This window comes from Streptomyces sp. NPDC007971, from assembly GCF_042958635.1.
GTDB lineage: Bacteria > Actinomycetota > Actinomycetes > Streptomycetales > Streptomycetaceae > Streptomyces.
The window spans coordinates 200539-222403 of the sequence record NZ_JBIBJK010000001.1 but is presented as its reverse complement, the minus strand read 5'-3'; the positions used below and the strand labels follow the sequence as shown (position 1 = coordinate 222403).

22 protein-coding genes are annotated in these 21865 nt (G+C 72.5%); 15 read left to right on the top strand and 7 right to left on the bottom strand.

The features are described from left to right. Positions 1–339 precede the first annotated feature (339 nt). A complete protein-coding gene (locus tag ACFZCP_RS00995) occupies positions 340–1986 on the top strand; it encodes a phospho-sugar mutase (protein WP_391422893.1) in 1647 nt (548 codons plus the stop codon). Between the two features lie 141 nt (positions 1987–2127). On the opposite strand, the gene ACFZCP_RS00990 is transcribed toward ACFZCP_RS00995, so the two are convergent. Continuing rightward, positions 2128–2805, bottom strand: coding sequence for a PH domain-containing protein (locus ACFZCP_RS00990; protein WP_391422891.1), 678 nt, complete (start codon positions 2803–2805; stop codon positions 2128–2130). 137 nt (positions 2806–2942) lie between these two features. On the opposite strand from ACFZCP_RS00990, the gene deoC reads away from it, so the two are divergent. From deoC to ACFZCP_RS00975, 3 genes are read left to right on the top strand one after another with little or no spacing between them, the layout of a single operon-like run. Continuing rightward, entirely contained in the window at positions 2943–3896 is a 954-nt protein-coding gene (deoC, locus tag ACFZCP_RS00985; RefSeq protein WP_362688598.1) for a deoxyribose-phosphate aldolase, read from the top strand. Positions 3897–3901: 5 nt separating this feature from the next. After that, positions 3902–5338 (top strand): aldehyde dehydrogenase family protein, encoded by a 1437-nt coding sequence (locus tag ACFZCP_RS00980; RefSeq protein WP_391422889.1) that lies wholly within the window; start codon positions 3902–3904, stop codon positions 5336–5338. Continuing rightward, positions 5331–6263 carry an aldehyde dehydrogenase family protein gene (locus ACFZCP_RS00975; RefSeq protein WP_391422887.1) on the top strand — a complete coding sequence of 311 codons (933 nt, stop codon included), beginning with the start codon at positions 5331–5333 and terminating at the stop codon, positions 6261–6263. Before ACFZCP_RS00980 ends, ACFZCP_RS00975 begins: the two co-directional genes overlap by 8 nt. Positions 6264–6482: 219 nt before the next feature. Here the strand turns inward: ACFZCP_RS00975 and ACFZCP_RS00970 are convergent, their stop codons facing one another. Continuing rightward, a complete protein-coding gene (locus ACFZCP_RS00970; RefSeq protein WP_391422886.1) occupies positions 6483–6737 on the bottom strand; it encodes a hypothetical protein in 255 nt (84 codons plus the stop codon). Positions 6738–6864: 127 nt separating this feature from the next. Here ACFZCP_RS00970 and ACFZCP_RS00965 point away from each other — a divergent pair, with 127 nt between their 5' ends. After that, complete coding sequence (locus ACFZCP_RS00965) at positions 6865–7500, top strand: uridine kinase (RefSeq protein ID WP_362688534.1); 636 nt, start codon at positions 6865–6867, stop codon at positions 7498–7500. Positions 7501–7680: 180 nt separating this feature from the next. On the opposite strand, the gene ACFZCP_RS00960 is transcribed toward ACFZCP_RS00965, so the two are convergent. Continuing rightward, positions 7681–8442 carry a SigE family RNA polymerase sigma factor gene (locus tag ACFZCP_RS00960; RefSeq protein ID WP_362688538.1) on the bottom strand — a complete coding sequence of 254 codons (762 nt, stop codon included), beginning with the start codon at positions 8440–8442 and terminating at the stop codon, positions 7681–7683. Between the two features lie 248 nt (positions 8443–8690). Between ACFZCP_RS00960 and afsQ1 the strand changes: the two genes are divergently transcribed. From afsQ1 to ACFZCP_RS00935, 5 genes are all read left to right on the top strand, one after another. Beyond that, complete coding sequence (gene afsQ1, locus ACFZCP_RS00955) at positions 8691–9368, top strand: two-component system response regulator AfsQ1 (RefSeq protein ID WP_159050378.1); 678 nt, start codon at positions 8691–8693, stop codon at positions 9366–9368. Further along, a complete protein-coding gene (locus ACFZCP_RS00950) occupies positions 9365–10948 on the top strand; it encodes an ATP-binding protein (protein ID WP_391422882.1) in 1584 nt (527 codons plus the stop codon). Before afsQ1 ends, ACFZCP_RS00950 begins: the two co-directional genes overlap by 4 nt. Beyond that, positions 10945–11565 (top strand): hypothetical protein, encoded by a 621-nt coding sequence (locus tag ACFZCP_RS00945; RefSeq protein ID WP_391422880.1) that lies wholly within the window; start codon positions 10945–10947, stop codon positions 11563–11565. The genes ACFZCP_RS00950 and ACFZCP_RS00945 overlap by 4 nt, the downstream gene beginning before the upstream one ends. A gap of 92 nt (positions 11566–11657) precedes the next feature. Then, positions 11658–12218: a VanZ family protein gene (locus ACFZCP_RS00940; RefSeq protein WP_391422879.1), complete on the top strand. Its 561-nt coding sequence runs from the start codon at positions 11658–11660 to the stop codon at positions 12216–12218. A gap of 92 nt (positions 12219–12310) precedes the next feature. Next, the gene (locus ACFZCP_RS00935; RefSeq protein WP_391422877.1) at positions 12311–12514 is read left to right on the top strand and encodes a PspC domain-containing protein; all 204 of its coding nucleotides are present in this window, start codon (positions 12311–12313) and stop codon (positions 12512–12514) included. Between the two features lie 83 nt (positions 12515–12597). Here the strand turns inward: ACFZCP_RS00935 and ACFZCP_RS00930 are convergent, their stop codons facing one another. After that, positions 12598–12951, bottom strand: a complete 354-nt coding sequence (locus ACFZCP_RS00930) for an ATP-binding protein (protein ID WP_391422876.1) — start codon at positions 12949–12951, stop codon at positions 12598–12600. A 191-nt stretch (positions 12952–13142) separates the two neighbouring features. Continuing rightward, the gene (locus tag ACFZCP_RS00925) at positions 13143–14279 is read right to left on the bottom strand and encodes an adenosine deaminase (RefSeq protein WP_391422874.1); all 1137 of its coding nucleotides are present in this window, start codon (positions 14277–14279) and stop codon (positions 13143–13145) included. A gap of 133 nt (positions 14280–14412) precedes the next feature. Here ACFZCP_RS00925 and ACFZCP_RS00920 point away from each other — a divergent pair, with 133 nt between their 5' ends. Both ACFZCP_RS00920 and ACFZCP_RS00915 read left to right on the top strand, forming a co-directional pair. After that, positions 14413–15174, top strand: coding sequence for an alpha/beta hydrolase (locus ACFZCP_RS00920; RefSeq protein ID WP_362693706.1), 762 nt, complete (start codon positions 14413–14415; stop codon positions 15172–15174). A 353-nt stretch (positions 15175–15527) separates the two neighbouring features. Continuing rightward, a complete protein-coding gene (locus ACFZCP_RS00915) occupies positions 15528–16895 on the top strand; it encodes a S28 family serine protease (RefSeq protein WP_391422872.1) in 1368 nt (455 codons plus the stop codon). On the opposite strand, the gene ACFZCP_RS00910 is transcribed toward ACFZCP_RS00915, so the two are convergent. After that, positions 16866–17828 (bottom strand): LysR family transcriptional regulator, encoded by a 963-nt coding sequence (locus tag ACFZCP_RS00910; protein WP_362693712.1) that lies wholly within the window; start codon positions 17826–17828, stop codon positions 16866–16868. The two genes, ACFZCP_RS00915 and ACFZCP_RS00910, sit on opposite strands and share 30 nt — an antisense overlap. 63 nt (positions 17829–17891) lie before the next feature. On the opposite strand from ACFZCP_RS00910, the gene ACFZCP_RS00905 reads away from it, so the two are divergent. The 3 genes from ACFZCP_RS00905 (at position 17892) to ACFZCP_RS00895 (ending at position 21550) form a co-directional block, all read left to right on the top strand. Continuing rightward, on the top strand, positions 17892–19175 hold the full coding sequence (locus ACFZCP_RS00905) for an MFS transporter (RefSeq protein WP_391422869.1): 1284 nt from the start codon (positions 17892–17894) through the stop codon (positions 19173–19175). Between the two features lie 97 nt (positions 19176–19272). Beyond that, a complete protein-coding gene (gene dnaN / locus ACFZCP_RS00900; RefSeq protein ID WP_391422867.1) occupies positions 19273–20418 on the top strand; it encodes a DNA polymerase III subunit beta in 1146 nt (381 codons plus the stop codon). A 118-nt stretch (positions 20419–20536) separates the two neighbouring features. Next, positions 20537–21550, top strand: a complete 1014-nt coding sequence (locus ACFZCP_RS00895) for an RNA polymerase subunit sigma-70 (protein ID WP_391422865.1) — start codon at positions 20537–20539, stop codon at positions 21548–21550. Here ACFZCP_RS00895 and ACFZCP_RS00890 read toward each other — a convergent pair. Further along, positions 21434–21820: an STAS domain-containing protein gene (locus ACFZCP_RS00890; RefSeq protein ID WP_362693724.1), complete on the bottom strand. Its 387-nt coding sequence runs from the start codon at positions 21818–21820 to the stop codon at positions 21434–21436. The two genes, ACFZCP_RS00895 and ACFZCP_RS00890, sit on opposite strands and share 117 nt — an antisense overlap. Between the last annotated feature and the right edge of the window lie 45 nt (positions 21821–21865).

Sequence of the window (21865 nt, the reverse complement as noted above, 5' to 3'; positions counted from 1 at the left end):
CGGACTGCGGTTGCTGAGCTGCCGCAGCGCGGTGTCGCGGAGCTGCCGTAGCGCGGTGCCAAGGTGCTGCCGTAGCGCGGTGCCAAGGTGCTGCGGTGTCGCTGATGCTGCTGAACCACGGCACCACTGCGCTGCTGCGTCGCCGGTGCTGTGTATACCGCGGCGCCACTGCGCTGCTGTGTCGCCGGTACTGCTGTACCGCGGTGCTGCCGTGTCGTGGTGAGCGTGATCCTGCCGTCCGCTTCTCGGCCGACCGAGTCGGGTGGGCGGGTGGGCAAAACGGGGGTCTGGGGGCGGAGCCCCCAGGGACGAGGCAAACAAGGAGAGGTTGATCCCAAGGTGCACGACGATCTCATCGCCCAGGCCAAGGCATGGCTCGCCGAGGACCCCGACGCGGAGACCCGCAGGGAACTCGCCGAGCTGATCGACGCCGGCGACGTGACCGAACTGTCGGCCCGTTTCAGCGGCACCCTCCAGTTCGGTACGGCCGGCCTGCGGGGCGAACTCGGCGCCGGCCCGATGCGCATGAACCGCTCGGTCGTCATCCGCGCCGCCGCCGGCCTCGCCGCGTACCTGAAGAAGAACGAGCCCGCCCTGGAGGAAAAGGGAGCCGGTCTCGTCGTCATCGGCTACGACGCCCGCCACAAGTCCGCCGACTTCGCCCGGGACACCGCCGCCGTGATGATCGGCGCGGGCCTGCGCGCAGCGGTCCTGCCCCGCCCCCTGCCCACCCCCGTGCTGGCCTTCGCGATAAGGCACCTGGGCGCGGCTGCGGGCGTGGAGGTCACCGCCAGCCACAACCCGCCCCGGGACAACGGCTACAAGGTGTACCTGGGCGACGGCTCCCAGATCGTCCCGCCCGCCGACGCGGAGATCGCCGCCGAGATCGACGCGATCGCCTCCCTGAACGACGTACCCCGCCCGGACGCCGGCTGGGAGATCCTGGACGACGCGGTCCTGGACGCCTACCTGGCCCGTACGGACGCCGTCCTCGCTCCCGGCTCCCCCCGCACCGCCCGCACGGTCTACACGGCGATGCACGGCGTCGGCCGCGACGTCCTGCTGGCCGCCTTCGCCCGGGCCGGCTTCCCCGAGCCGGTGCTCGTCGCCGAGCAGGCCGACCCGGACCCGGACTTCCCGACGGTGGCCTTCCCCAACCCGGAGGAGCCTGGCGCGATGGACCTGGCGTTCGCCCGGGCCCGCACGAGCGACCCGGACCTCGTCATCGCCAACGACCCCGACGCCGACCGCTGCGCCGTGGCCGTCAGGAGCGGGGACGACTGGCGGATGCTGCGCGGCGACGAGGTGGGCGCGCTGCTCGCCGCCCATCTGGTCCGCCAGGGCGCGACCGGCGTGCTCGCGGAGTCGATCGTCTCCTCCTCCCTCCTCGGCCGTATCGCCGAGAAGGCGGGCCTGCCCTACGAGGAGACCCTCACCGGCTTCAAGTGGATCGCCCGGGTGGACGGCCTGCGCTACGGCTACGAGGAGGCCCTCGGCTACTGCGTGGACCCCGAGGGCGTGCGCGACAAGGACGGCATCACGGCCGCGCTCCTGATCACGGAGCTGGCCTCCGTCCTCAAGGAGGAGGGCCGCACCCTGCTCGACCTCCTCGACGACCTCGCCGTGGAGCACGGCCTGCACGCCACCGACCAGCTGTCGGTCCGCGTCGAGGACCTCTCCGTCATCGCGGACGCGATGCGCCGCCTGCGCGAGCAGCCCCCGGCCGAGCTGGCGGGCCTGCCGGTCGTCCGCGCCGAGGACCTCACGCAGGGCACGGACAGCCTCCCGCCCACCGACGGCCTGCGCTACACCCTCGACGGCGCCCGCGTCATCGTCCGCCCCAGCGGCACCGAGCCCAAGCTGAAGTGCTACCTGGAGGCCGTCGTCCCGGTCGCCGCCCACGCCGGCCTCCCGGCGGCCCACGCCAGGGCGACGGAGCTGCTGGCCGCGCTGAAGCGGGACCTGTCGGCAGCGGCCGGCATCTGACCCGTACGCACGACGAAGGGGCGCCCCGTCCGGGGCGCCCCTTCTCGTCGATCGCCGCACGCCGTCCCGGTCGTGCGGGTGGGGGAGCCGGAGCCGGCCGAAGGCCGGCACGCTCACCCCGCGACGCTCACCCCGCGACGCTCACCCCGTGGCGAGCAGGATCGCCAGCAGTACCGCCCCGGCCACCGCGGGCGCGGCCACCTCGTAGGCCCAGCGCACGGTGATCTCGCCCTGGGCCGCCTCCGCCTCGCCGTGCCGCTCCAGGAGGTCCCGCAGCTCGTCCATGATCTTGTCGGTCTCGGCGCGCGTCGGGCCGGCCGGGACGTCACCGCCGCCGACCGCGCCGAATCCGCCCAGCCCCCCGAAAGCCCCGTTCCGCCCGGCCCCGGAACCGGCCCGCATCTGGCGCCGCGCCGCCTTCTTGCGGGCGCGCAGCGAGACGGGGACGGCCCACAGCTGGTACTTGACGCCGGACTGCGCGACGACCTCGTTGGTGTACGCGGAGCGCAGGGAGGCGATCTCGCCCCAGGGCACGGTGATCACCCGGAAGGGATTGCGGATCCGCAGCCGCTCGTCGTTCGCGAAGACGGCCGGGCGCAGCGTGAAGGCGATCACCAGCGGCACGATCAGGATCAGCGCGGCCAGCGCGAGCCAGGGCGTCCGTCCGTGCCCGCGGACCAGTGCGTCGAAGCCCAGCCAGCCGGCGAGCACGAGCAGCAGCGCACCTGCCACCAGCGCCAGCGGCGAGCGGTAGATCCGGTCCTTGGCGGCGGGCGCCGAGGGCTGTGGCGCGGGTGACTGGTGGTCCGGGGTCGTCATGGTCCCGATTCTGCCCGAAGCCGCCGCGAGCGCCCCTACGAGCCCCGACACCGGCGCTCATCCGTGACCTCCGACGAGGCGATGAGCGGCGGGGGCTATACAGAAACTACGCGCGTAGATATGCTCGTCTGGTGACCATGCCCACCACTGCACCCGCTGCCCTCGCTGACGTCACCGCGTCCGACAGCACGCTGCGCCGCTTCCTCCACGGGCTGCCCGGCGTCGACGCGGTCGGCCTGGAGGCGCGCGCCGCGTCTCTCGGCACCCGTTCCATCAAGACCACCGCGAAGGCGTACGCCATCGACCTCGCCATCTCGATGGTCGACCTGACGACGCTGGAAGGCGCGGACACCCCGGGCAAGGTCCGGGCGCTCGGCGCCAAGGCGGCCCACCCGGACCCGACGGACCGGACGACCCCGACCACCGCGGCCGTCTGCGTCTACCCCGACATGGTGGCCGTCGCCAAGGAGGCCGTCGCCGGCTCCGGCGTGAAGGTCGCCTCGGTCGCCACCGCCTTCCCGGCCGGCCGCGCCGCCCTCGACGTGAAGCTGGCCGACGTGCGTGACGCCGTCGCCGCGGGCGCCGACGAGATCGACATGGTCATCGACCGGGGCGCGTTCCTCGCGGGCAAGTACCTGAAGGTGTACGACGAGATCGTGGCCGTGAAGGAAGCCTGCGGGACGAGCGCCCGGCTGAAGGTCATCTTCGAGACCGGCGAGCTGTCGACGTACGACAACATCCGCCGGGCGAGCTGGCTGGGCATGCTGGCGGGCGCGGACTTCATCAAGACCTCCACCGGCAAGGTCGCCGTCAACGCGACCCCCGCCAACACCCTGCTGATGCTGGAGGCGGTGCGCGACTTCCGCGCCCAGACCGGCGTCCAGGTCGGCGTGAAGCCCGCGGGCGGCATCCGCACCACCAAGGACGCGATCAAGTTCCTGGTCCTGGTCAACGAGACCGTGGGCGAGGACTGGCTGGACAACCACTGGTTCCGCTTCGGCGCCTCCTCGCTCCTGAACGACCTGCTCATGCAGCGTCAGAAGCTGGCCACCGGCCGCTACTCCGGCCCCGACTACGTGACGGTGGACTGATCACCATGGCATCCGCATTCGAGTACGCACCGGCGCCCGAGTCCCGCTCCGTCGTCGACATCGCCCCTTCCTACGGCCTCTTCATCGACGGCGAGTTCGCCGAGGCGGCCGACGGCAAGGTCTTCAAGACGGTCAGCCCGTCCACCGAGGAGGTCCTCTCCGAGGTCGCCCAGGCCGGTGAGGCGGACGTCGAGCGCGCGGTGAAGGCCGCCCGCAAGGCGTTCGAGAAGTGGTCGGCACTGCCCGGCTCCGAGCGCGCCAAGTACCTGTTCCGCATCGCCCGCATCATCCAGGAGCGCAGCCGGGAGCTGGCCGTCCTGGAGACGCTGGACAACGGCAAGCCGATCAAGGAGACCCGCGACGCGGACCTCCCGCTGGTCGCCGCGCACTTCTTCTACTACGCGGGCTGGGCCGACAAGCTCGACCACGCCGGCTACGGCGCGAACCCGCGGCCGCTGGGCGTGGCCGGCCAGGTCATCCCCTGGAACTTCCCGCTGCTGATGCTCGCGTGGAAGATCGCCCCGGCGCTGGCGACCGGCAACACGGTCGTCCTCAAGCCCGCCGAGACCACGCCGCTGTCCGCCCTGTTCTTCGCGGACATCTGCCGCCAGGCGGGCCTGCCCAAGGGTGTCGTCAACATCCTTCCGGGCTACGGCGACACGGGCGCGGCCCTCGTCGCGCACCCGGACGTGAACAAGGTCGCCTTCACCGGCTCCACGGCCGTGGGCAAGGAGATCGCGCGCACGGTCGCCGGGACGAGGAAGAAGCTCACCCTCGAACTGGGCGGCAAGGGCGCCAACATCGTCTTCGACGACGCCCCGATCGACCAGGCCGTCGAGGGCATCGTGAACGGCATCTTCTTCAACCAGGGCCAGGTCTGCTGCGCGGGCAGCCGCCTCCTGGTCCAGGAGTCGGTCCAGGACGAGCTGCTGGACTCCCTCAAGCGCCGCCTGTCCACCCTGCGCCTGGGCGACCCGCTGGACAAGAACACCGACATCGGTGCGATCAACTCCGCCGAGCAGCTGGCTCGGATCAGCGCGCTGGCCGAGCAGGGCGAGGCGGAGGGCGCCGAGCGCTGGTCCCCGGCCTGCGAGCTGCCCTCCTCCGGCTACTGGTTCGCCCCGACGCTCTTCACGAACGTCACCCAGGCGCACACCGTCGCCCGTGACGAGATCTTCGGCCCGGTCCTGTCGGTCCTCACCTTCCGCACGCCGGACGAGGCCGTCGCCAAGGCCAACAACACGCAGTACGGCCTCTCGGCGGGCATCTGGACCGAGAAGGGCTCCCGGATCCTGGCCGTCGCGAACAAGCTGCGCGCCGGTGTCGTCTGGTCCAACACGTTCAACAAGTTCGACCCGACCTCGCCGTTCGGCGGTTACAAGGAGTCGGGCTTCGGCCGCGAGGGCGGCCGCCACGGCCTGGAGGCGTACCTCGATGTCTGAGAAGACGGAAAAGACCGACCTGCGACTTTCGGTCTTCAAGACCTACAAGCTGTACGTCGGCGGGAAGTTCCCGCGTTCCGAGAGCGGCCGGGTGTACGAGGTGACCACGCAGACATCAGCCGCTGGCGCGGCGGGCAAGGGCAAGTGGCTGGCCAACGCACCGCTTGCATCCCGCAAGGACGCCCGTGACGCGGTCGTCGCCGCCCGCAAGGCGTTCGGCGGCTGGTCCGGCGCGACGGCGTACAACCGCGGCCAGATCCTCTATCGCATCGCGGAGATGCTGGAGGGCCGCAAGGAGCAGTTCGTCCGGGAGGTCGCCGACGCCGAGGGCCTGTCGAAGGCGAAGGCCGCCGCCGTCGTGGACGCCGCGATCGACCGCTGGGTCTGGTACGCGGGCTGGACCGACAAGATCGCCCAGGTCGTGGGCGGCGGGAACCCGGTCGCGGGCCCGTTCTTCAACCTGTCCTCCCCCGAGCCGACCGGCGTGGTCGCCGTCCTGGCGCCGCAGGAGTCGTCGTTCCTCGGCCTGGTCTCGGTGATCGCCCCGGTGATCGCGACCGGCAACACGGCGGTCGTCGTGGCGTCCGAGAAGGCTCCCCTGCCCGCCCTGTCCCTGGGCGAGGTCCTGGCCACCTCCGACCTGCCCGGCGGTGTCGTCAACGTCCTGTCCGGCCGTACGGCGGAGATCGCGGCGCCGCTGGCCGCGCACCAGGACGTCAACGCGATCGATCTCGCGGGCGCCGGCGAGGAGCTGGCGAAGGAGCTGGAGATCGCGGCCGCGGACAACCTGAAGCGCGTCCTTCGTCCACAGGATGTGGACAACTGGCCGTCCGCTCCGGGGACCGAGCGCATGACGGCGTTCCTGGAGACGAAGACGGTCTGGCACCCGACGGGGTCGCTGGGCGCGTCCGGCTCGTCGTACTGACGGCACGCCTCGCAGAGCCGAGAGCCGCGCCGCCCCTCCGTCCGGGGGCGGCGCGGCTCTCCTCGTACGCAGTGCAGTCTCCAAGTGCGCGGCTCTCCTCGTACGCAGCCTCGGGGTACGCGGCTCTTCTCGTACGCCGCCTCTGCGTACACGGCTCGCCTCGCACGCGGCTCGCCTCGCACGCGGCTCGCCTCGCACGCGGCTCGCCTCGCGTGCGGCTCAGCCTCCGCTGAGGAAGCCGCCCACCTGGTCCACCGCCGGCACCCCGCCGAGCGTCTCCACCTGGACCAGCGGGCCGGTGAAGTCGGAGAGCCCGCCGTCGCCGAGGGGGGCTGCGGCGGGACGCGCGGGCGCCGCGGCGAGCGGGTGGGCGTGCGCCGACACCGACGCCACGCCCAGAGCCGCAGCGGCGATCGCGAGCGCCCCCAGGGCGCGTTGGACGGCGAGGGTACGAGGGGAGACACGTCGTGCCATCTCCGATACCGCCTTTCATTACTTCGTGTGATCGTATCGTCACGAAGAGTAATAGAGATGTGACGCACGCTCCAAAGCCGACCCGCGGGGTCGGCAGAGGCCGCGCCATACGTCAAACTGGTGTTCCGTGAGCATTCATCCCCCGTCTCCCGCCCGTGTCGTGCTGCTGTGCGGCCCTTCGGGCTCGGGCAAGTCACTCGTCGCCGCCCGCTCCGGGCTGCCCGTTCTGCGCCTCGACGACTTCTACAAGGAGGGCGACGACCCGACACTGCCCCTGGTGGACGGGAGTTCGGACATCGACTGGGACCATCCCCGGTCCTGGGACGCGGACGTCGCGGTGGCGGCCATCGCCCGCCTCTGCGCCACGGGGTCGACGCCCGTGCCGGTGTACGACATCTCGCTGAGCGCCCGCACCGGCGAGCAGATGCTGCACATCGAGCGCACCCCGCTGTTCATCGCGGAGGGCATCTTCGCCGCCGACATCGTCGAGCGCTGCCGTGAGCTGGGCCTGCTGGCGGACGCTCTGTGCCTCAACCGCGGACCCGTCACCACCTTCCGCCGGCGCTTCCTGCGGGACCTGAAGGAGGGCCGCAAGTCGGTGCCGTTCCTGGTCCGCCGCGGCTGGCGGCTGATGCGCGCCGAGCGTTCGATCGTGGCCCGCCAGGTCTCCCTGGGCGCCCACCCGTGCGACCGGGACGAGGCGCTGGGCCGACTGGCCGCCGCCGCGGCGGGGCGGCAGGCACGGCAGCAGACGCCGGCCTGAGGGGGCCGGAAAACGGGAAACGGGACTGGACGGACCCCCCGGCCCTCCAGCCCCGTTCTTCACCCTCCCCCGTGTTCCCCCGTGTCCCCCGTTCCCCCCGTGACGCCTGTGGGCCCACCCCCCAGTGGTCCCCCAGGCTCCCCCGTGTCCCCCAGGGCCACCCCCCGGTGACCCCTGCCTTCAGGCGACCAGCTCGCCGAAGGCGTTCTCCTCGTCACGGCCGAAGCTGAGGACCTCGTCCTCGCGCAGCCGGCGGAGCGACCGCCAGATGCTGGACTTCACCGTGCCGACACTGATGTCGAGGATCTCCGCGATCTCCGGGTCCGTACGGCCCTCGTAGTAGCGCAGGACCAGCATGGTGCGCTGGAGTTCGGGCAACCGCGCCAGCGCCTGCCACAGGACCGCGCGCAGCTCGGTGCCGCGCATCGCGTCCGTCTCGCCGGGCGTCTCCGGCAGTTCCTCGGTCGGGTACTCGTTGAGCTTGCGGCGCCGCCAGGCGCTGATGTGCAGGTTGGTCATGGTGCGGCGCAGGTAGCCGCCGACCGCCGCCTTGTCGCTGATCCGCTCCCACGCCCTGTACGTCGAGAACAGCGCGCTCTGCAGCAGGTCCTCGGCCTCGAAGCGGTCGCCGGTCAGGTGGTAGGCGGTGGCGTACAGGGAGGCGCGGCGCTCCTGGACGTAGGCGGTGAACTCCGCCTCGGTCAGCGAACGGCGCTCCCCCGGCTCCTCCCTGTACGCGGTTCCCCCGTGCGTACCCCTGGCGGCCGGAACCGCGGGCTCCCCCGTGTGCGTGTCAACCACCGTCATGAAACCGGTGTGCTGACGCCCGGCGCCGCGAGCGCACCCCCGCCCGCTCACGGCGCCGGACTTCTCGGAACCCCGGTGAACGTCGTGCAGACGCGTGATCACTGCGCTGGTGCTGATGCTGTGCAGCGTGTTCATCTCGCGCTCCCCGTCGTGGACTTCCGGTGCTCGGTCGGCTCGGCGTGGTTCCTTGCCGATGCCGAAAAGCTTGCCGATCGACCTTCATGGCCGTGTCTGCCGACTGTCACAGACCTGTCACAGGGGTCCGGCCCGGGTCGTCACGGGCCCGGCACGGAGGGTGGCGCCGCCGGGCGCGGGAGGGGCGCTACACACCGCAGATCGACCACGGGTCGTACGGGAGGGCGTCCATGGGCCAGAATGTGGCCGTGCCTTCCCTGTTGCTGATCGAGGACGACGACGCCATCCGCACGGCCCTGGAGCTCTCCCTGACGCGCCAGGGTCACCGGGTGGCAACCGCTGCCAGCGGTGAGGACGGTCTGAAGCTGCTGCGCGAGCAGCGGCCGGATCTGATCGTGCTGGACGTGATGCTGCCCGGCATCGACGGGTTCGAGGTGTGCCGGCGCATCCGGCGCACCGACCAGCTGCCGATCATCCTGCTGACCGCCCGCAACGACGACATCGACGTGGTGGTCGGACTGGAGTCCGGGGCCGACGACTACGTCGTCAAGCCGGTGCAGGGCCGGGTGCTGGACGCCCGGATCCGGGCCGTGCTGCGGCGCGGGGAGCGCGAGTCCAGCGACTCGGCGACCTTCGGCAGCCTCGTCATCGACCGGTCGGCGATGACCGTGACGAAGAACGGCGAGGACCTGCAGCTGACGCCGACCGAGCTGAGGCTGCTGCTGGAGCTGAGCCGGCGGCCCGGCCAGGCGCTGTCGCGCCAGCAGCTGCTACGTCTGGTGTGGGAGCACGACTACCTGGGCGACTCGCGCCTGGTGGACGCGTGCGTACAGCGGCTGCGCGCCAAGGTGGAGGACGTGCCCTCGTCCCCGACCCTGATCCGTACCGTCCGTGGTGTCGGCTACCGCCTGGACACTCCTCAGTGACCGATACGCAAGGGGGGCTGCGCGGCTGGGCCGCGGGCCGCAGGGGAAGTCTGTCGCGGCTGCGGTTCACCAGCCTCAGGCTGCGGCTGGTCGTCGTCTTCGGTCTCGTCGCGCTGACCGCCGCGGTGTCGGCGTCGGGCATCGCGTACTGGCTGAACCGGGAGGCGGTGCTCACCCGCGCCCAGGACGCGGTGCTGCGCGACTTCCAGCAGGAGATGCAGAACCGGGCGGGTGCGCTGCCCGTGCACCCCTCGCAGGACGAACTGCAGCACGCGGCGGGCCAGATGGCCGCCAGCAGCCAGCGGTTCAGCGTGCTGCTGGTCGCCGAGGACACGAACGGCAAGCCGGTGTACGGCAGTTCGGGCGGCATCAACGGCTTCTCGATGGAGGACGTGCCCGGCTCGCTGCGCGCCGCGGTGAACAAGCGGCAGAAGGTGACCGACGGCAACAAGTCGCCGTACCACCTGTACTGGCAGCGGGTAGACGACCACGGCACGCCGTATCTGGTGGCCGGGACGAGGCTGATCGGCGGTGGTCCGACCGGCTACATGTCCAAGTCGCTGGAGCCGGAGGCCAAGGACCTCAACTCGCTGGCCTGGTCGCTGGGGATCGCCACGGGCCTGGCGCTGATCGGTTCGGCGCTGCTCGCGCAGGCCGCCGCCACGACCGTGCTCAAGCCGGTGCACCGGCTCGGGGTGGCCGCCCGGCGGCTCGGCGAGGGCAGGCTGGACACCCGCCTGAGGGTGTCGGGCACCGATGAACTCGCCGATCTGTCACGGACGTTCAACAACGCGGCCGAGGCGCTGGAGAAACGGGTCGCGGACATGGCCGCCCGGGACGATTCCTCGCGCCGCTTCGTCGCCGACATGTCGCACGAGCTGCGCACCCCGCTGACCGCCATCACCGCCGTCACGGAGGTGCTGGAGGAGGAGCTGGACGCGGACGCCGGGAGCATCGACCCGATGATCGAGCCGGCCGTACGGCTGGTGGTCAGCGAGACCCGGCGGCTGAATTCCCTGGTCGAGAACCTGATGGAGGTCACCCGCTTCGACGCGGGCACCGCCCGCCTGGTTCTGGACGACGTCGACATCGCCGACCAGATCACCGCCTGCATCGACGCCCGCGCCTGGCTGGACGCCGTCGAGCTGGACGCCGAGCGCGGCACCCACGCCCGCCTCGACCCGCGCCGCCTGGACGTGATCCTCGCCAACCTGATCGGCAACGCGCTCAAGCACGGCGGCTCGCCGGTGCGCGTGTCGGTGCGCATAGACGGCGACGATCTGGTCATCGCCGTGCGCGACCACGGGCCGGGCATCCCCGAGGACGTCCTGCCGCACGTCTTCGACCGCTTCTACAAGGCCAGCGCCTCCCGGCCGCGCTCCGAGGGCAGTGGTCTGGGCCTGTCCATCGCCATGGAGAACGCCCACATCCATGGCGGCGGGATCATCGCCGCCAACTCCCCCGAGGGCGGCGCGGTGTTCACGCTGCGGCTGCCGCGGGACGCCTCACGGCTGACGGAGGAGAACGACGAGGGCGCCAACGACGGCGCGACCGGGGCTTCCGGGAAGGAGGGGGCATGACCGCGCGGACCGCGCGGACCGTGCGGCGCCTGCTGGCCCTGCCCCTCCTCGCCGGGCTGCTCACCGGGTGCGGGATCCGGTCCACCGAGGTGCCGACGGACTTCGGCGCGGCCCCCTCCCGGGTGCCGTGCTCGCTGACCGGGTCCGCCCCGTCGGCGCAGTCCGCGCACGGGGTGCCCGTGCAGGTCTTCCTGCTGTGCAGCTCGTCCCTGGCGGCCGTCGACCGGACCGTGCCGGTGCCGGTGGGCACGCCGGACGCGCGGCGCCGGGTCATCGTGGCGCAGGGCCTGCTGGACCAGCTCGCCGCGTCCCCGTCGCCCGCCGAGCGCGGAGCGGGCTACACGACGTACGTGCCGGGCGGCCTGAGCGTGGCCGGGCCGGGCCCGAAGGACCCGGAGGACGCGCTGCGGCTGAGCAGCGCCCCGGGCCGGCTCACCCCCTACGCCCTCGCCCAGCTCGTGTGCACGCTGTCCGACTCGGCGGCGACGGAGGGCGACGGCTCGGTGATCCTCGGCGGCCCGGGCACCCAGCCGCTGCGCCGTTACGAGTGCACCGACGACGTCCGCAACCGGCCGGGCAGCACCGAGCCGCCGTCCAGCCAGGTCACGGCCGCCTGAGCGGCCGTGCCGGGCCGGTGTGGCGGACACCTCATGTGCATCCGCGTGACGGATGCGGAACCGATCGTGCACACGGGTGCGTCTAGGGGGTCGTGCAGCGTCAAGGCTCCGTCGGCGGCAGCGCCGTGAACCGCATCCGTGTGACAGGGGGTGTCCTCCTTGTCGCACATCTCGCGCTCGTCGCCTGGCTGATGCTGCGGCCCCTGGACGTGCCCTGGGTGATGCCCGCCAACCTGCGGCCGCTGGCCGGGATCCGCGCCGATCTGGCACTGGGCTGGCCCGGGGCGGCCAGACCGCTCGGCGAGGGGCTGGCCCTGCTCGCACCGCTGGGTGTGCTGCTGCCGATGGCGAACGGGCGGCTCGCCGTCTCCCGGCTCGCCTCCCTGTTCCGTACGGCGGCCGCGGGAGCCCTGATCTCCCTCGGGATCGCCCTGCTGCAGACCGGTGTGCCGGGCAGGGTCGTGGACGTCGACTCGCTGCTGCTGAACACCGTGGGGGTGGCGCTGGCGCACCTGGCCGTGGTGCCCGCCGGCCGGGCCTGGCTGCGGCGCCGGGTCGAGTGCGAGCCCCGCGCGGCCGGGACGCTCACCGTCCAGGACGATCTCCCTCAGGGTCGGACCCCGACGATTCCCAGGGTCGGGATCGCACCGTAGAGCGACGCTTTGCCCTCTTCGTCTCCGTAGCGTGGATGTCAGACGAGGCAGCCGGACGGGCCGCCTCGACCGCAGCTCACGAAGGAGCCGACATGACCGCCCTTGCCCGCCCCACCCACGGCCGCATGATCGGCGGAGTGTGCGCAGCGCTGGCACGGCGCTTCGGCACCTCCACGACGACGATGCGGGTGATCTTCCTGCTGTCCTGCCTGCTGCCCGGCCCCCAGTTCCTGCTCTACATAGCGCTGTGGATCCTGCTGCCGGCTGAGGACAAGGCCCGGACCACCGCCTGGTGAGACCGTGCGCGAACGCCGCTGGGGCGCCCCCGGACCGGTCCGGGGGCGCCCCAGCGGCGTTCGCGTGCCGCGCTTCGCGGACGTCAGTGGAGCGCGACGGCGTTCACCGGCGTACCACGCGTGGGCAGGTCCTGCAGCGGCAGTCCGCCGAGCAGCCCGGAGACCTGCGTGCCCGGCCGGTCGGCGGGGACCTTCGGGACGGCGGTCCGGGCTGCGGCGGTACCGGCGCCGACGGTGCTCTGCCCCTGGGCGAGGGCCTGCCCGGCTCCCGGCAGCGCGTGGCTGACGTTCTGGGCCGGCAGCGTGCCGGCGACGGCACCCAGGGCCTGCGTCGCGTCCTGGGCGGCCGGGGCCGCGCTGGCGGCGCCCGCGCCGACGGCGGCGAAGGCGGCACCGAGGGCGGCGACGCCGAGGGTCTTGACAGCAGACTGCTTCATGGTGAATGCGTCCTTGAATACGGAGACGGGGGGACCAAAAACGATCCGAGCGGTGCCCGACCGTAAACAGGGCGAGCCACCCGCCGCAAACACCGAAATGCGGACGACTTGTGAAAGCCCGTCCGCATTTCGCGTCTACCATCGACCCGCCGCTACCCCTGCACGCCGGAAGAATCGCTGGTGGAGGCGGTTTACTTGAACAGCCATTCGGATTTCAGCTCTGCATATCCGGGCTTGATGACGTCATTGATCATAGCGAGCCGTTCATCGAAAGGAATGAACGCCGATTTCATCGCATTGACCGAGAACCATTGAAGATCGTCGAGCGTGTACCCGAACGCGCCGACGAGGTGCTCGAATTCCTGGCTCATGCTGGTGTGCGACATCAGCCTGTTGTCCGTATTGACCGTCGCCCGGAAGTGCAGCCGCCGCAGCAGCCCGATCGGGTGCTCGGCGTAGGAGGCGGCGGCCCCCGTCTGCAGGTTGGAGCTCGGGCACATCTCCAGCGGGATCCGCTTGTCCCGGACGTAGGAGGCCAGCCGGCCGAGCTTCACCGAGCCGTCCTCGCGGACCTCGATGTCGTCGATGATCCGCACGCCGTGCCCGAGCCGGTCGGCACCGCACCACTGCAGTGCCTGCCAGATGGACGGCAGCCCGAAGGCCTCGCCGGCATGGATGGTGAAGTGGTTGTTCTCCCGCTTGAGGTACTCGAAGGCGTCCAGGTGCCGGGTGGGCGGGTAGCCGGCCTCGGCACCGGCGATGTCGAAGCCGACCACACCCTGGTCCCGGTACCGGTTGGCGAGTTCGGCGATCTCCAGGGCGCGCGCCGCGTGCCGCATGGCGGTCAGCAGGGCGCCGATCCGGATGCGGTGGCCGTTCTCGCGGGCGAGCCGCTCCCCCTGCCGGAAGCCCTCGTTGACCGCCTCGACGACCTCTTCGAGGCTCAGCCCGTCCTCCAGGTGCTGCTCGGGCGCGTACCGCACCTCGGCGTAGACGACGCCGTCCTCGGCGAGGTCCTCGGCGCACTCCCGGGCGACCCGGATCAGCGCCTCGCGGGTCTGCATCACGCCGACGGTGTGCGAGAAGGTCTCCAGATAGCGTTCCAGCGAGCCGGAGTCGGCAGCCTCGCTGAACCAGATGCCCAGCTTGTCGGGGTCGGCCTCGGGGAGGTGGGAGTAGCCCGTTTCGCGGGCGAGTTCGACGACGGTTCCGGGGCGGAGCCCGCCGTCGAGATGATCGTGCAGCAGTACCTTGGGCGCCCGGCGGATCTGGTCCGGCGTCGGCACGTCCGCCGGGACGGTCCCAGTCGGTGCAGTCTGGCTCGTCATTTCCGCACTCTAGCGCCTACGCGCGTAGAGCACCCCTGATACGCCATCCGACGCGACGGCACTTTTCCGCCGATACGCAACGGTGACCGCCGGGACGGGTTTCGTACACCGGCCCTTCTGACACTGTTCTGTCATGGGACAGCAAGCGACACCGGTGCGAACGGCCAGGCTCGGAAGGGCAGTCGGCCCGGAGCCGACGTCGGTGAGCGGGGCGGTGCTGCTGCTCCCCGGCGGCGAGGAGGTCTCCGCCCGCAGGCCGTCCCTCGTCCGGGCGAGCAGCTTCGTCCGCCCCCTCGGCCGCCGCCTCGCCCGCGCGGGCCGCGAGGAGGGGCTGGCCGTCCACACCGTCCAGTACCGCTACCGCGGTTGGAACGGCAGCGAGGCTCACCTGGCCGGGGACGCCGAGTGGGCCGCCGACGAGGTGGTGCGCCGTTACGGGGACGTTCCCGTGTGTCTGGTGGGGCTCGACATGGGCGGGCGGGCCGCACTGCGGGCAGGCGGGCACGAGGCCGTCAACTCGGTGGTCGCGGTCGCTCCCTGGCTGCCGGAGGAGGACGTGGCCGGGCCGGTCGAGCCGGTGAGGCAGCTGGTGGGGCGGCGCGTGCTGATCATGCACGGCACGAACGACGAACGGACCGACCCCGAGCTGTCGTTCCGGCTGGCGACGCGGGCGAAGAAGGCGAACCGGGACGTGTGCCGGTTCGAGGTGCACTCCGACGGCCACGGACTGCACCAGCACCGGGACGAAGTGATGTCCCTCGCCGTGGACTTCGCGATGGGGGCGCTGTTCGGGTGTCCGGTGTCCCGACCGCTGGAGGACGCGCTGGCCGCGCCGCCGCCGATCGGGCTCCGGATGCCGCTGGCAGCGGGCTTCGGCCGGTCGCTGCGGCGGTAGGCACCGGAACCCGAACACCGCGGGCAGCCGGCTTCGACATACCGCGGGCAGCCGGCTTCGACATACTGCCGGCAGCCGGCTTCGACCGGTCGCTGCGACGGTAGGGCTCGGCCTCCGAATGCCGCAGGCAGCCGGCTTCGACCGGTTGCTACGGCGGTAGGGCCCGGGACGACCCGGTGCCCGGGGTGCCCGGGATGTGCCGTGTCTCCCTCGCCCGGGGGAGATTGTCCCCCCGGGCGGGGGATCCTCCTGCGGCACCCGGCGGCTGTACTGAACAGGTCAGCCATTCGGGGGACCGCAGCGCCGCGCCGGGTCCGGTGCGTCGCTGCGGCCGTGGGCCAGGAGGAATCACGATGCACGCGTGGACGAGACGGCGTCTGCTGACGTCGGCGGCGATGACGGCGGGCCTCGCCGTCACGACGGCCGCCCCCGCGACCGCCGCGGCCGGGAACAGGGCCCGCCGCCAGGACGACGACATCCTGACGGCCCTGCGGGCCCTGCCCGGGCTGCGGGTGATCGAGGAACGCCCGGGCGCCGAGCCCGGGTACCGGTTCTTCGTCCTCGGCCTGCGCCAGCCGGCCGACCACACGAATCCGGCGGCCGGGACCTTCGAGCAGCGCCTCACCCTGCTGCACACCTCCCTCGACCGCCCCACCGTCCTGTTCAGCACGGGCTACGAGGCCGTGCTCACCGCCCGGCGGGCCGAACCCACCGTGCTGCTGGGCGGCAACCAGCTCCAGGTCGAGCACCGCTTCTTCGGCACCTCGCGCCCGGCGGCACCCGACTACTCCCTGCTGACGGTCCGCCAGGCCGCCGACGACCACCACCGCGTCGTCCGCCTCTTCCGCGGGCTGTACCGGGGCGCATGGATCTCCACCGGCAGCAGCAAGGGCGGCATGACCAGCGTCTACCACCGCCGTTTCCACCCCCACGACGTGGACGGCACGGTGGCCTACTCCGCCCCGGACAATGTCGACGACCGCGACAACAGCGCGTACGTGCGGTTCCTGGAGAGCGTGGGCACCGCCGAGTGCCGCGAGGCCCTGCGGACCGTGCAGCGGCAGGCCCTGCTGCGCCGTGCGGACCTGGCCGCCCGCTACGAGGCCTGGGCCGCCTCCGCGAACACCGCGTTCCGTATCGTCGGCAGCGCCGACAAGGCCCTCGAAATCGCCGTCCTGCGCGCCCCGTTCATGTTCTGGCAGCGCCACACCGCGGCGGACGTCGCCTCCGTACCCGGCCCGGACGCCGGCACGGACGAGCTGTACGCGTGGCTGGACGACATCACCGGCCTGCCCCTGTACGCCGACGCGGCCCTGCAGCACTACGTCCCGTACTTCTACCAACTCGGCACCCAGCTGGGGTACGTCGGCTTCCCCACCGACCACCTGTCCGGCCTGCTGCGGTACCCGAACGCCGTCGAGCCCCGCACGTTCGTCCCGCGGGACATCCCGATGCGCTTCGACCGTGACGCCATGCCGGACATCGACCGGTGGGTCCGCCGGCACGGCAGCCGCATGCTCTTCGTCAACGGCGCCCAGGACCCCTCGGTCGCCGAACCCTTCCGGGCGAGTCCCCACGATTCCCGCGTCCTGTGGGCCCCCGACGCCAACCACAGCACCGAGATCGCCGGACTGTCCCCCGCCGACCGTGCGGAGGCCGTCGGCATGCTCACCCGGTGGGCCCGGGTCCCGTCAGGCGGGCAGCAGGCTTCCCCGGCGTGAGAGCAGGAACTTCTTGAAGGCGGCCACGGGCGGGGTGTCCGGGCGGTCCGCCAACCAGGCGACGCCGATCTCCCGGACCGCCCTGGGTGCCGTGACCGTCAGCTCCACCACGCCCGGGCGCGGGACCGTCGGCGGAGGGAGCAGGGCGACCCCCAGCCCGGCCGCGACCAGCCCCCTCAGGGTTTCGGCCTCCTCGCCCTCGAAGGCGACGCGGGGCTTGAAGCCGGCCTCGCGGCACAGGTCGTCGGTGATGCGGCGCAGGCCGTAGCCGGGTTCCAGGGTCACGAAGGTCTCGTCGGACGCCTCGGCCAGCCGGATGCGCCGGCGCGCGGCCAGGCGGTGGTCGGCCGGCACGACGAGCCGCAGCTTCTGCTCGTCGAGACGGCGGGCGACGAGGTCGGGTGCGTCCGGGACCGGGGAGGTGAGGCAGAGGTCCAGCGTTCCGGCGCGCAGCCGCTCCAGCATCGCCTCGCCGTAGTTCTGGACCAGGCTGAAGCGGACGCGCGGATGGTCGGCGCGGAAGGCGTGCAGGAGACCCGGTACGGTCTCCGCACCCATGGTGTGCAGGAAGCCGAAGGCGACCTTGCCGGTGGCCGGGTCGGCGTCGGCACGGACCTCCTCGGCGGCGCGCTCGACCTCGGCCAGGGCCCGTTCGACGGAGGCGAGGAAGGTGCGCCCTGCGGTGGTCAGGGAGACCGTGCGGCCGTGGCGCGCGAACAGGTCCACGCCCAGGTCCTGCTCCAGGCGGGCCATCGCGCGCGAAAGAGTCGACTGGGGGACGCTCATCTCGTGGGCGGCCCGGGTGACGTGCTCGGTGCGGGCCACGCCGGCGAAGTACGCGAGGCGAGGTGCCAGCAACATCGACATCTCAGTCATGTCTTCTGTGTCACTGGACGGTGACAGTCGAGCCTGTGAGCTTTGCTGATGCGCCATGGGAACGATTATGGCGATTCCATGCATTGGACGGATGAGCGAGGCCGTACGTAGCTTCGAGGCATGTCTCCCGCCAGTACCGGGGCGTCCACCAGCGTGGACGCCGTCTCGCCCGCCCTGCTCCCCGATGCCGACACCCGCCTGACGCCGGGTGGCCCCGGCTACCGCCGGATGAGCTTCGCCCTCTTCCTCGCCGGCGTCGCGACCTTCGCCCTCCTCTACTCCACCCAGGCTCTGCTGCCGCTGATCTCCGGGGAGTTCGGGGTCGCGGCGGGCGAGGCGAGCTGGACGGTGGCGGCCGCGACCGGTGGTCTGGCGCTGTTCGTGCTGCCGATGAGCGCCCTGTCGGAGCGTTTCGGCCGCCGTACGGTGATGACGGCGTCCCTGGCGGTCGCGGTGGGCGTCGGCCTGCTGGTGCCCTTCGCGCCGTCGATCGGCGTGCTGGTGGTGCTGCGCGCGGTGCAGGGCGCGGCGCTGGCCGGTCTCCCGGCGTCGGCGACGGCCTACCTGGCCGAGGAGGTCCGGCCGCAGGCGCTGGTCACGGCGATCGGGCTGTTCGTGGCGGGCAACAGCGTCGGCGGGATGAGCGGCCGGCTGATCACCGGCTGGGTCGCGCAGGAGTGGGGCTGGCGGGTCGCCCTCGCCTCGGTCGGCGTGATCGCGGTGGCCTGTGCGGTGGCGTTCCGCCTGCTGCTGCCTGCGCCGCGGCACTTCAGGCCCGGCTCGCTGCGCCCGCGCGTCCTGCTCGGCACGGTCCGCGACCACCTCGGCGACCCGCTGCTGCGCCGCCTGTACGCGATCGGCGCGCTGTTCATGACGGTCTTCGGCGGCGTGTACACGGTGATCGGCTACCGCCTGACCGAGGCGCCGTTCTCGCTCCCGCAGGGCATCGTCGGTTCGGTCTTCCTGGTGTACCTGGTCGGTACGGTGTCCGCGTCGACGGCGGGCCGGCTGGTGGGCCGGCTCGGCCGCCGGGGCGCGCTGTACCTGGCGGGCGGCACCACGGCGGCGGGCCTGCTGCTGACCCTGGCCGCCTCCCTCCCGCTGGTCCTGCTGGGCCTGGTGCTGATCACCGCGGGCTTCTTCGCCGGGCACGCGGTCGCCTCCTCGGCGGTCGGCAAGGCGGCCACCCACGGCCGCGCCCAGGCCGCCGCCCTCTACCAGTCCGCGTACTACATCGGCTCCAGCGTCGGCAGCACGGTCGGCGCGGCGGCCTTCCACGCGGGCGGCTGGGCCGGAACGGTCACCGTGGGCATCCTGGCGGTCCTCGGCGTCGTCACGATCACCGTCGCCGGATCCCGGGCGGCCCGGGTGGCGGCCCGAAGCACCCCGGTGGCGGCGCACTGACCCTCACTCCCCGCCGTCCCCCTGCTCACCGGCCTTTGTCAGCGGCCGCGGATAGCCTCCGCGGGTCGACTGGACGGATGAGCAGGGGGATTGTCGTATGGAGTTCCGGATCGCACGGGCGGATCTCGGCGAGGCGGTGGCACGGGCGGCCCGGGCGCTGCCGGCGCGGACACCCGTGCCGGTGCTGGGCGGCCTGTCGCTGACGGCCGGGGCGGGGTGGCTGACGGTGTCGGGGTTCGACTTCGAGACGGCCGCGCGCGTCGGGACGGACGCCGAGACGGTGTCCGAGGGGCGGGTGCTGGTGCCCGGGCGCAGGCTGCTGGACATCTGCCGGGTGCTGCCGGAGGGGCCGGTGAGCTGCCGGCTGGAGGGCTCCCGGTTCACGGTGGAGGCGGGCGGCGCCCGGTTCGGGCTGTCGACGCTGCCGCACGAGGAGTATCCGGCGCCTCCCCAGGCGCCCCCGGTGTACGGCACGGTGGACGCGGCCGCGTTCGCGACGGCCGTCGGGCAGGTGGCCGTGGCGGCGGGCCGGGACGACACGCTGCCGGTGCTCACCGGGGTCCAGCTGCGGTTCGAGGGCGAGGAGATGATCCTGTCGGCGTGCGACCGGTACCGGTACGCCGTGCGGCATCTCGGGTGGACACCGGCGGCGGGGACGGGCGGGGCCGAGGGCCCCGGCCGGGCGGTGGAGGCGCTGCTGCCCGCGCGGCGGCTGCTGGAGGCGGCACGCTCGCTGGCCGGCTGCGGGACGGTGGGCGTCGGGATCGATCCGTCGGCGGGGGCCGGCGGGGGCGTGGTCGGGCTGGAGGGCGGGCGGACGCGGACGGTCCTGCGGCGGCTGGAGGGGCGGCTGCCGGGGTACGGCCGGCTGTTCGACCTGGCCGGGGCGGCGGTCGCCGAGGTGGGGTGCGGGGCGCTGACCGAGGCGGTGCGCAGGGTGGCGGTGGTGGCGGAGGCGAGCAGCCCGGTGCGGCTGGAGTTCCGTGCCGAAGAGGGGTCCGTGGCGGTGCGCGCCGGGTTCGGGGACGACGTGGCGGCCGAGCGGCTGCCGGCCGTGCTGCACGGTTGCGAGGAGGCCTGCGTGGCCTTCAACCCGGCGTATCTGCTGGACGCGCTGAACTCCTTCGAGGGGCCCGGGCTGCGGCTGGAGCTGCTGGGCGCGGGGCAGCGGGTGCTGCTGGGCGCGCCCGGGGCGGGCGTCGGGCACCGGCATCTGCTCATGTCCGTGAAGCAACTGGTCTGAGCCGGGCCGAGCTGGGCTCTTTCGCGCTCCGGGAGCCATTGTCAGTGGGCTGCGGTAGCTTCCGGAGTGCTGGGGCGCGAAGACGCGCGGACGAAACGGCCACAGGGGTGGGTGGACGATGGGCGACAGCACGGCGACGGTGGATCTCGACGTCGCACTGGAGAAGCACCGGACCGAGCTGACCGGGTACTGCTACCGCATGCTCGGCTCCTCGTTCGAGGCCGAGGACGCGGTGCAGGACACCCTGGTGCGGGCCTGGCGGAGCTACGACAAGTTCGAGGGCCGCTCCAGCCTGCGCTCGTGGCTGTACCGGATCGCGACGAACGTGTGCCTGGACATGCTGTCGGCGGGCAACAAGCGCGCCCGGCCCATGGACCTGAGCGAGTCGACCCCGCTGGCGCAGGCGGCGCTGGCCCCCCGCCCCGACAGCACCTGGCTGGAGCCGATGCCGGACGCGCGCGTGCTGCCGAGCGTGGCGGACCCGGCGGAGGCCGCCGTCGCCAAGGAGTCGGTCCGGCTGGCGTTCATGGCGGCGCTCCAGCAACTGCCGCCCAAGCAGCGGGCGGTGCTGATCCTGCGCGAGGTGCTGGCGTGGCGGGCGAGCGAGGTCGCCGAGCTGCTGGACACCACGGTCGCCTCGGTCAACAGCGCGCTGCAGCGGGCCAGGGCGACGCTCGCCGAGCGCGGGGACGCGGGCGCCGAGGGCGCGGTGTCGGACCCGCTGGACGAGGAGCAGCTGAAACTCCTGGAGCGCTACGTCAAGGCCTTCGAGGGGTACGACATGACGGCTCTGACGGCGCTCCTGCACGAGGACGCCATCATGACGATGCCGCCGTTCGACCTGTGGCTGCGCGGCACCGCCGACATCACCGGCTTCATGACCACGCTCGGCGCCTCCTGCGCGGGCTCGCGGCTGCTGCCGGTCCGGGCCAACGGCCTGCCGGGCTTCGCGCACTACAAGCCGGACGAGGACAAGGGCGGCTTCAGCCCGTGGGCCGTGCAGATCCTGGAGATCTCAGACGGCCGGATCACCGGATTCCACTGCTTCCTCGACACCCAGCGCTGGTTCCCCCTGTTCGACCTGCCCCTCCACCTCGAAGCGGAGCCCGACCAGGTCGAGGAGGACGTGTAGCGCGGGATCGGGGTCGCGCAGCCGTATCCGCCCGCCGGCCCGGCGGGCGGCCAGTTGCAGCCGCGCCAGCAGGTCGACGGTCCCGAGTCCGGGAGGACCGAGCCCGGCCACGTCGCACACGACGACACCGGCGCCGCCGGTCTCCAGCAGTGCCCGCACCTCGTCGCACAGACCCGGCACCTCGTCGCGGGTGACGGGTCCGGTGAGCATGAGTACGGCGGGTGTCTTGGCGTCCACGTGCTGTAGACCCCCGGGGCAGCGGTAACTCATCGCGGCGGACCGCCCCCCCCTGGGCGAAGATCACATTGACCCGGT

Coding starts and splice junctions, on each gene's coding strand:
- ACFZCP_RS00990 (WP_391422891.1), bottom strand. CDS start 2,805: ATGACGACCCCGGACCACCAGTCACCCGCGCCACAGCCCTCGGCGCCC.
- deoC (WP_362688598.1), top strand. CDS start 2,943: ATGCCCACCACTGCACCCGCTGCCCTCGCTGACGTCACCGCGTCCGAC.
- ACFZCP_RS00980 (WP_391422889.1), top strand. CDS start 3,902: ATGGCATCCGCATTCGAGTACGCACCGGCGCCCGAGTCCCGCTCCGTC.
- ACFZCP_RS00975 (WP_391422887.1), top strand. CDS start 5,331: ATGTCTGAGAAGACGGAAAAGACCGACCTGCGACTTTCGGTCTTCAAG.
- ACFZCP_RS00970 (WP_391422886.1), bottom strand. CDS start 6,737: ATGGCACGACGTGTCTCCCCTCGTACCCTCGCCGTCCAACGCGCCCTG.
- ACFZCP_RS00960 (WP_362688538.1), bottom strand. CDS start 8,442: ATGAACACGCTGCACAGCATCAGCACCAGCGCAGTGATCACGCGTCTG.
- ACFZCP_RS00945 (WP_391422880.1), top strand. CDS start 10,945: ATGACCGCGCGGACCGCGCGGACCGTGCGGCGCCTGCTGGCCCTGCCC.
- ACFZCP_RS00935 (WP_391422877.1), top strand. CDS start 12,311: ATGACCGCCCTTGCCCGCCCCACCCACGGCCGCATGATCGGCGGAGTG.
- ACFZCP_RS00930 (WP_391422876.1), bottom strand. CDS start 12,951: ATGAAGCAGTCTGCTGTCAAGACCCTCGGCGTCGCCGCCCTCGGTGCC.
- ACFZCP_RS00925 (WP_391422874.1), bottom strand. CDS start 14,279: ATGACGAGCCAGACTGCACCGACTGGGACCGTCCCGGCGGACGTGCCG.
- ACFZCP_RS00920 (WP_362693706.1), top strand. CDS start 14,413: ATGGGACAGCAAGCGACACCGGTGCGAACGGCCAGGCTCGGAAGGGCA.
- ACFZCP_RS00915 (WP_391422872.1), top strand. CDS start 15,528: ATGCACGCGTGGACGAGACGGCGTCTGCTGACGTCGGCGGCGATGACG.
- ACFZCP_RS00910 (WP_362693712.1), bottom strand. CDS start 17,828: ATGGCGCATCAGCAAAGCTCACAGGCTCGACTGTCACCGTCCAGTGAC.
- ACFZCP_RS00905 (WP_391422869.1), top strand. CDS start 17,892: ATGTCTCCCGCCAGTACCGGGGCGTCCACCAGCGTGGACGCCGTCTCG.
- dnaN (WP_391422867.1), top strand. CDS start 19,273: ATGGAGTTCCGGATCGCACGGGCGGATCTCGGCGAGGCGGTGGCACGG.
- ACFZCP_RS00895 (WP_391422865.1), top strand. CDS start 20,537: ATGGGCGACAGCACGGCGACGGTGGATCTCGACGTCGCACTGGAGAAG.
- ACFZCP_RS00890 (WP_362693724.1), bottom strand. CDS start 21,820: ATGAGTTACCGCTGCCCCGGGGGTCTACAGCACGTGGACGCCAAGACA.